Raw genomic sequence first — 7295 nt, forward strand, 5'->3', positions numbered from 1 at the left:
GCTTTCTCACAAGATATGTGGAAAAAATATAACATGGCTCATACTTTAAATCCCGTTCAAATAGTAGAGAAAGAAAATCAACAATTACTATTTAGCTCAAGTCAAAAGGCAACTATCTACTACACAACAGATGGAACTGACCCAATGGGCGCCGATGGAACTATTTCAAAATCTGCTGTAAAATACAGTAAGGATAGTATTCCATCAACTAATGATAAATTAACTATTCGTGCTTTTGAACCTAATAATTGGGGACCGATTGTAAGTAAATAAAAACAAGTGGATCATTCTTTCAGTATAAAAGAATGATTCACTTGTTTATTTTTTATCAGGTGTCTTTTTTTTCTTCTGACTTTTGCTAATAATAAAGAAAATTCCTGCTGTTGTTGCTATAAACGAAACCACAATCAGGATAATAACTAACCAATTTATTGTTTTTTCTTTTGGTGTTTCTTCAAACAGAACATCCTGTTTCTTTTCTTTATTTTCCTTAGTTACTTCAAATTTATTTTCAAAATCCCACTTTTTGTCATCTATGAATACTGTAGTTTTCGTACGATATTTGCCTAACTCTAAATCATCCGTTCCTTCAAGAGGAAGAGCTAATGTTGAATTGGGCGCAATTCGGTAATCACTTACTTTAAATTCTTTCAAAACTTTATCTGAATCTTCTCCCATTAACAGCGTCTCTGCTTTTACTTTAGACGCTATCATAGGTCTGACGTTATTAATAGATACGTAAGCTTTTTGACTATATTTCGCTCCTGATGATGTTATTTCTGGCTCAATTTTTTTATCATTTTCTTTTATTGAAATTGAATAAATATAAGAATATTCATTTTGTAAAGAAGCACCATCCTTAATCGGTTCTGTGCTTTCTTTAGTTATTTCTTTTAAACGAATACCTCCAAGTACAAGTCCGTCAAATTTCGCTCTGGGAACTGTTAATTTAAATTTAATTTCTTCTGTTTCTCCTGGTTTTACTTTTATTTGAGTAGGCGCTTCAATCATCTCACTGATTGCTAACGGTTCCTCACCAATCAATTTCTCTTTACTTGCACCATAATTAATAACGCCTGTTGAACTTGTTGTGGCATCACTTACTGTAACTTGAATTGTTTTAGCCTTATCACTATTATTAGTCACTTTAGTTACCAAGGTTTGTTTATCACCTGGGTTCACTTTTAACTCAAAGTAGTCACGATCACTAATCTGGTTTTTGGGATGAACATTTTCATATGTAAATCCCAATGGATCTTGCTCTTCAGCATTCGCTTTATTTTTTGTCAACATCACACAGGTAACTAAAATCATTAAAAATACTAATGATGGTTTAATTCGTTTATTTTTTATCATTACGTCGTATCCTTTATCTCTTAGTTTGTTAAAAAATTTTAAACTTGCTTATTGGAAAAATCCTTGCATTTACTTTTCCGATAATTTCCTTTTCTGAAACAAACCCATAATACCGACTATCTGTAGAACTTTTCCGATTATCTCCAAGAACAAAATAACTTCCCTTTGGTACCGTTTGACTCCCTGTCACATCCTCCAAAGTAAAATCATCTGTTAATATCATACTATCTAACGATTTTTTCTTAGCGACTAAGTATTTTTCTTCTTTGCCTTCTCCGTTAATATATAGCTCATCACCTTTATAATATAGGGAGTCTCCAGGCATGCCGATAATACGTCGGACAGAATTCCCTTTTCCATTTGGTGTTTTCATATAAACTAAGTCAAATCTATTCATCGTTTTTCCACGACTAACAGCAACAATATCATCGTTACCTAGACTTGTTAACATCGAATAACCGTCCATCTTACCTACTGTAAAAAAGAGCATAAATATAGCAGTATACAATAAAAGAGAAATAAGCACGGCAGCACCTATCTTAAAGGCTAATACTTTTTTAGTATTTTTCTTTACTACCTTGCGTTTTTCTCTTTTTTTATTTTTCGAAGTATTAACTTTTCTTTTCTTATGTAAAGAACTACTTTTTCTTTGATGATTTTTTTTATGTCTCTTTTTATGACTATTTTTCTTTAATGCATTCTCATCTTTTTTTCGGTTTTTAGAACGGCTTTTTTGATGACTTCGTTTATGACTTTTCTTATGGTTTTTACTCATAGTTAGTCATCCTTTGTCACTATTTTTTTTCTTTTAAAGAAGACTCATCAATTTTGTAGTAATCTATCACTTTTTTCTGAGTCTGCCTCACCACTTTTATATCATCTAAATATTCTGCTTGTTTTTCCTTATCTTTCTTTAAAGCTTCAAAATTTTGAGAACTTACGTTAACACCAAATTGTCCTACTCTTGCGTAATATTGATTGAGTAATATTTGTGCTTCCTCAACACTTTGATTACTTCCTTTTTTGGAAGCAAAAGATGATAGTGAAACAGCTATTGAATGAATATTATCTGATGCTTTTTTCTCAGATTTACCATCAATATCTTTAATCTGTTGCTCCAACTGATCCAATAAGTAATAAGCATAAACAATATTTTCTGTATCCTCATCAGTAATAGTTGTCGCCTGATAATACTTGGCATAACCAGAAGCTCCTCCAAAAATCAGAAAGGCTAAAAAGCTAAACAAAGTTAATCTTAATTTTTTAGATTTTTGATTTTCAGCCTGTCGAACTTCACGTTTCCATTTCCTTCTTTTTTTTCTGTCCTTAGGTTTACCATTTTGCAGAGCCGTAACATTCTTTTTCGAAATAATAAATTGAACAAGAGAGACCATCATCAAAATGAAAAGTAAAATAGATACGGAAATTCCTACTATTAAAACTATATCAAATGTACTCATTTACTTCCCTACTTTCTCTTACTTACGTTTTGATGATTTCTTCTTAGAAGAACTTTCCTTTTTATTCGCTGGTTTCTTTTTAGTTACCTTCAAAATAACCACAACAATGATAACAAGTGCTAAAACGCCACCAACGATTAAGGCTATCATTTTCCAATCTAATCCTCTTTCTTGAACTAAATATGGATCTTGTTTATTAAACCGATCTGCTTCTTCGTCAGTAATTTTGAAGTTCTCATCCCATTTCCATTCCTTGTCATAGCCCTTCAAAACAATATGAGCCGTATAATCTCCAGCTACCATCCTGTCTCCATCTAAACTAACCGGATACTCCATAATTGAATTAGGAGCCATTGTCACATCATTTGCTTTCTTTTGATAAAGAACTTCGCTTTTACCCTTTTTAGTAATTTCAGCATTTAATACTAAGTCTTTCGCTGCTAGATTTTGAATATTACCAAGACTAACAATAATAGCATTTCGATAATTTTGTAATCCCGCTTTAACACTTCTAAGTTTAAAGTCAGGTTTTACTTCAGTCTTATTCATTCTCAACGTCACACCAAAGAGAAACGCAATCTTATTTTCGATTGTTGCTCCTTTTTCATCTTGTGTTTCGAATTTTTGACCTTTTTCTGATAATTCGATACCACCTAAGACAATACCATCATAAGCTGTCTCTGGCATTGAAATATCCAAAACTAAATCAACCGTTCCTTTTGCTGGTACTTTAGTTTCAGCAGGAACTTTTACTAAATCAGGTAAATCATATTTCATAGATTTATCTTTTTTAAAATTAGATGGGCTATATTCAATACCTCCACTACCATTAGTTCTAGCACCGGATACCTTTGCTTCGACAGTAATTTCTTTGTCACTATAATTTTTTAGTTCAACGTTTACTTTTTGTTTTTGGCCAGGTTTCATCATTAAATTTAGTGCTTCGCCACTAGTTATTTGGTTATCTGGATGTTTTACCTGTTTAGAAAAGCTTGTCCCTTCTAATTTATCCTGGGCATTTACTGATATTGTAGTTACTCCGAAAAAAACAATTACACTACTTATTAAAAGAATTAATTTATTTATTCGTTTCATATTTTTTCCTCACCATTCATAAAATGTCGTCGTTATAGTCCTCTAATCATTATAAGCGACAAAATCCCTATACGCAATATAAGATGCGTGGCAAATTGTAGTTATCTAATCTTCTTTTTAAAGTTTACGTTAAATATATTCAAAGAAACTAAATTTACTACAATATTTTCTTTTAATAATAAAAGAAGATCTAGAAAATGGGTTTTCTAGACCTTCCCTATATCAGATAATATAAAAACCATCTAATTAAATAGTATCAATATCACCAATTGTCCAAGTAATTTTAGCTGTATATTCTGATGCAGCTAATGGAGTGTTTGCTGGAACTGTTAATTTAATTGAGTTTGCACTTGTATCTGTTCCACCATTAAATTCATCTGAACGTCCATATTGAATCATGTAAGTACCAAATCCTGAACCAGCTGCTGCTTTAGCCATTGGTTTAGCTCCACCAGTTTCTGATAATTGAACTGTTGGTGTTGCTGTAATACCTGGAATAACACCAGTTGGGTTACCAGCACCAAATCCATTTTCAATATCTGTTGTTACTGCTGGATTTGTAAAGTCAATAGTAGCTCCTTTTAAGACACCACCATCTGCATTTTTAAATTGTTGAGTCATATTAGCTTTTAATTCCCAACCAGCTGTTTTGTTGTCTTTTAAAGCACGTTTGTCAGTAATTTGTACCCAGTTACCACGTTTTACATCGTCACCTTTTTTATTCTTTGTTTTTGCTGCTGCTGCTTGATAATGTCCTTGTTGTGTTGAAATTTTAGCATTTTGACCTTTGTCATCTGTAAATTTCAAGTTAGGAACCATATCTACTGATAAAGCTCCACCATCGGGGTTAGTTGGTCCAATTGGGTCTACTGGATCTGTAGGGATTTCAGGGTCAACAGGTGGGTTTGTTGAAGTATCTTCTTCATAAGTAATACTACCATTTCCTGTTAATTTTTTAGCGTCTCCACCTTCTGCTAAAACTGTTGGAGCTAAAAGAGTTAATCCTAATGTTGCTACTGCTGCTGTTGTAATTAATTTTGTTGCTTTCATTATGTAATTCCTCCTATTTTTTCTAAATTTATGATAGCTCAGACAATGTCCAAGTTAGCACGGTTTTATATTTTACCGGGTCCTTTTGTATTGCTCCAGGTACAAATAATTGTATCCCTGAATTTTTATAAATGGGTTTATTATTGAATGAAGCATCAGTGACCGGTTTACCGTCTGCATTCAATAATGGTGTTAGCGTCTTTTCTTGACCTTCCACCTCCCCTGTTGATCCGAATGGAACAACCCAAGTACCAGCACCTTTTCCTTTTTCAGCTTTGGCAATTGGATAACTTGCTCCAATTTCATCGATTTTGATAGCATCTTTCATAACAGTTGGCTGAGTTTCTTTTGGCATAGTCGAATTTACCCACTGCTTATCAAAAGAAAGAACCGCCCCCTTTAACACTTTATTTTTAGTTTGTTCATTTTGAAAAGGGGTCTCTTGTCTAACAGACACTTCCCACCCTGCTATACTTCCTCGATTATCTGTAACCTGGATATAATTAGGGCGAGCTTCCGTATCATCTTTAAACAATTGCGCATTTACTTGGTAACTTTGATCTTTACTAGATATCTCTTGTGCACCAAAATGTAATCTTGGAATATAATCAAACCTTAACAAACCAGTTGTTTTAGTATATTCCTCTCCTGGATCAACCTTTTTCTCAGGATGTTCAGGATCAACTGGTGGCGTTTCAAAGTCAGATACTTCATAAGTTATGCTTCCATTACCAGTTAGTTCTTTAGCTGATTTTTCAGCATTAACGTTTTTAGGTATCAACGACACACTAAGAGATATCAACGAAATAAAAAGTATTTTAGTAATGTTATTCTTCATTCGTATCACCTACCTTCTTCATTTTCATGAAGAAAATCACCGTTAAACCTAAAACGCTCATTCCCAATATCCTCATTCCATCAGGTAAATTTTCTTCACCAGTTTTTGGTAAAATCTTTACTGGAAAGATTTCTTTAGGTTTAGGATCGTCTGGTTTTGGTTTTACAGGATCTGGTTTAGAAGGTGTTGGTTTGTAAAACTCTACATCAGCTTCATTTTGCCCTTCTGTTGCTTTTTTATCTGCATATACATGAGTAGATGTACTTCCTAAACCAATTATCAGTAAGGATAAAAGCAAGATTTTAGTTACATTTAATTTTTTTATCATGTCTACTTGTCTCCTATTCCTACTGCGTATTTTCTAACGTCCATTCCATTGTTCCTTTATACTTACCTGCATGAGGTATTTTAGAAGCCTTCATTTTCAATCCGTCCTCGTTTTCACCTTTACCCCAATCATTTGAAATATTAAAATCTTCTTTGGTACTTTCAAGATCTTCTTTACTTGATTGATAAACCACACCCACGTCGTTATATCCAAGTGGCGTTGGTTTTTTATTATAAGTAAGTATCAAAGATTTGGGTAATTCGTATGTCTGTCCGCCTTCTTTATAATTCATCTCTTCGGTTAACCTGACTGTGATTTGCCATTTTTTATCTTTCAACGTATCTTTGACAACTAATGGAAAATCGATGCTATCTTTATCAGAACCAATTGTCTTGTTATAATCAATCAAATTAGTATTAGCAAATGTGATGTTACTTGGTGCTGAAACTAGTAGTAGCTCACCAGAAACGTCACCACCTGGACTTAATGCTTCATTTGATGTTGCTGAAACTTTTTTATACTCTAAAGGATCTGAAGTTACTTCCTCTGCACTAAATCCAGTAATTTTCCCGGTGTTGGAAATTGTATTCTTCACCGCATCCGATGTCACCGTTGTAGGAAATTCAATTACTACTTTATCACCAGGTGATAGATGTCCGTACTTGTTGCTACCCTCGTAACCATATGCATCATACTTATCACCAGTATTTTTACTACGATCACCTACACCAACGGTTAACATACGTTCAGTTTCATCGTACTCAACAATCGGATTAGCTATTGGTGTAGCTTCTGAATTGACTAAATCAATGTCTCCCATATTAAACTGATGTTTTCCATCTACACCAATTACATCTGTCTTATATCTAATCGGTAGACCAAGCTCGTCACCCTTTTTATAACTCCACGCCTTAACATCTTCCTTATTGAAGGTTAGATGATCTGGTATTTTATCTGTTATTTTGGCATTGTAAATTGCTTTTTGACTATCTTCTCCAGTTTTACCTGGAATTTGTACTGCGATTCGGTAAGACAGTGTATTATTAACTTTTGTTATCTTACCTTTCCAATCATTTTCAGTAAGAGGAGTGCCATCTCCTTGTGGAATCTGGTTTCCTTTATCGTCTTTAGTCAACGCACGGGCAATTTTATTGATTTTAGGAGTTGG

8 protein-coding genes and 1 pseudogene are annotated in these 7295 nt (G+C 33.4%); 1 reads left to right on the forward strand and 8 read right to left on the reverse strand.

What is annotated here, in order from left to right; translation table 11 throughout:
- Positions 1–273: chitobiase/beta-hexosaminidase C-terminal domain-containing protein (locus tag RR554_RS11255; protein ID WP_332464433.1), on the forward strand; the 273-nt coding region annotated here is incomplete at its 5' end.
- A gap of 45 nt (positions 274–318) precedes the next feature.
- Here RR554_RS11255 and RR554_RS11260 read toward each other — a convergent pair.
- The 8 genes and pseudogenes from RR554_RS11260 to RR554_RS11295 form a co-directional block, all read right to left on the reverse strand.
- Positions 319–1356 carry a DUF916 domain-containing protein gene (locus tag RR554_RS11260; protein ID WP_332468049.1) on the reverse strand — a complete coding sequence of 346 codons (1038 nt, stop codon included), beginning with the start codon at positions 1354–1356 and terminating at the stop codon, positions 319–321.
- A gap of 28 nt (positions 1357–1384) precedes the next feature.
- The gene (lepB, locus tag RR554_RS11265) at positions 1385–2131 is read right to left on the reverse strand and encodes a signal peptidase I (RefSeq protein WP_332464435.1); all 747 of its coding nucleotides are present in this window, start codon (positions 2129–2131) and stop codon (positions 1385–1387) included.
- A gap of 19 nt (positions 2132–2150) precedes the next feature.
- Entirely contained in the window at positions 2151–2816 is a 666-nt protein-coding gene (locus tag RR554_RS11270) for a hypothetical protein (protein ID WP_332464436.1), read from the reverse strand.
- A gap of 18 nt (positions 2817–2834) precedes the next feature.
- The gene (locus RR554_RS11275; protein WP_332464437.1) at positions 2835–3911 is read right to left on the reverse strand and encodes a DUF916 and DUF3324 domain-containing protein; all 1077 of its coding nucleotides are present in this window, start codon (positions 3909–3911) and stop codon (positions 2835–2837) included.
- 246 nt (positions 3912–4157) lie between these two features.
- Positions 4158–4961 (reverse strand): WxL domain-containing protein, encoded by an 804-nt coding sequence (locus RR554_RS11280; RefSeq protein ID WP_332464438.1) that lies wholly within the window; start codon positions 4959–4961, stop codon positions 4158–4160.
- Positions 4962–4989: 28 nt separating this feature from the next.
- Positions 4990–5799: a WxL domain-containing protein gene (locus tag RR554_RS11285; RefSeq protein ID WP_332468050.1), complete on the reverse strand. Its 810-nt coding sequence runs from the start codon at positions 5797–5799 to the stop codon at positions 4990–4992.
- Positions 5789–6127, reverse strand: coding sequence for an LPXTG cell wall anchor domain-containing protein (locus tag RR554_RS11290; RefSeq protein ID WP_332468051.1), 339 nt, complete (start codon positions 6125–6127; stop codon positions 5789–5791). The genes RR554_RS11285 and RR554_RS11290 overlap by 11 nt, the downstream gene beginning before the upstream one ends.
- Before the next feature lie 19 nt (positions 6128–6146).
- Positions 6147–7295: pseudogene (locus RR554_RS11295) on the reverse strand (hypothetical protein); the annotation flags it as partial.

Source organism: Vagococcus sp. (genome assembly GCF_036639995.1).
Classification (GTDB): Bacteria; Bacillota; Bacilli; order Lactobacillales; family Vagococcaceae; genus Vagococcus.

Coding starts and splice junctions, on each gene's coding strand:
- RR554_RS11275 (WP_332464437.1), bottom strand. CDS start 3,911: ATGAAACGAATAAATAAATTAATTCTTTTAATAAGTAGTGTAATTGTT.
- RR554_RS11290 (WP_332468051.1), bottom strand. CDS start 6,127: ATGATAAAAAAATTAAATGTAACTAAAATCTTGCTTTTATCCTTACTG.
- lepB (WP_332464435.1), bottom strand. CDS start 2,131: ATGAGTAAAAACCATAAGAAAAGTCATAAACGAAGTCATCAAAAAAGC.
- RR554_RS11285 (WP_332468050.1), bottom strand. CDS start 5,799: ATGAAGAATAACATTACTAAAATACTTTTTATTTCGTTGATATCTCTT.
- RR554_RS11260 (WP_332468049.1), bottom strand. CDS start 1,356: ATGATAAAAAATAAACGAATTAAACCATCATTAGTATTTTTAATGATT.
- RR554_RS11270 (WP_332464436.1), bottom strand. CDS start 2,816: ATGAGTACATTTGATATAGTTTTAATAGTAGGAATTTCCGTATCTATT.
- RR554_RS11280 (WP_332464438.1), bottom strand. CDS start 4,961: ATGAAAGCAACAAAATTAATTACAACAGCAGCAGTAGCAACATTAGGA.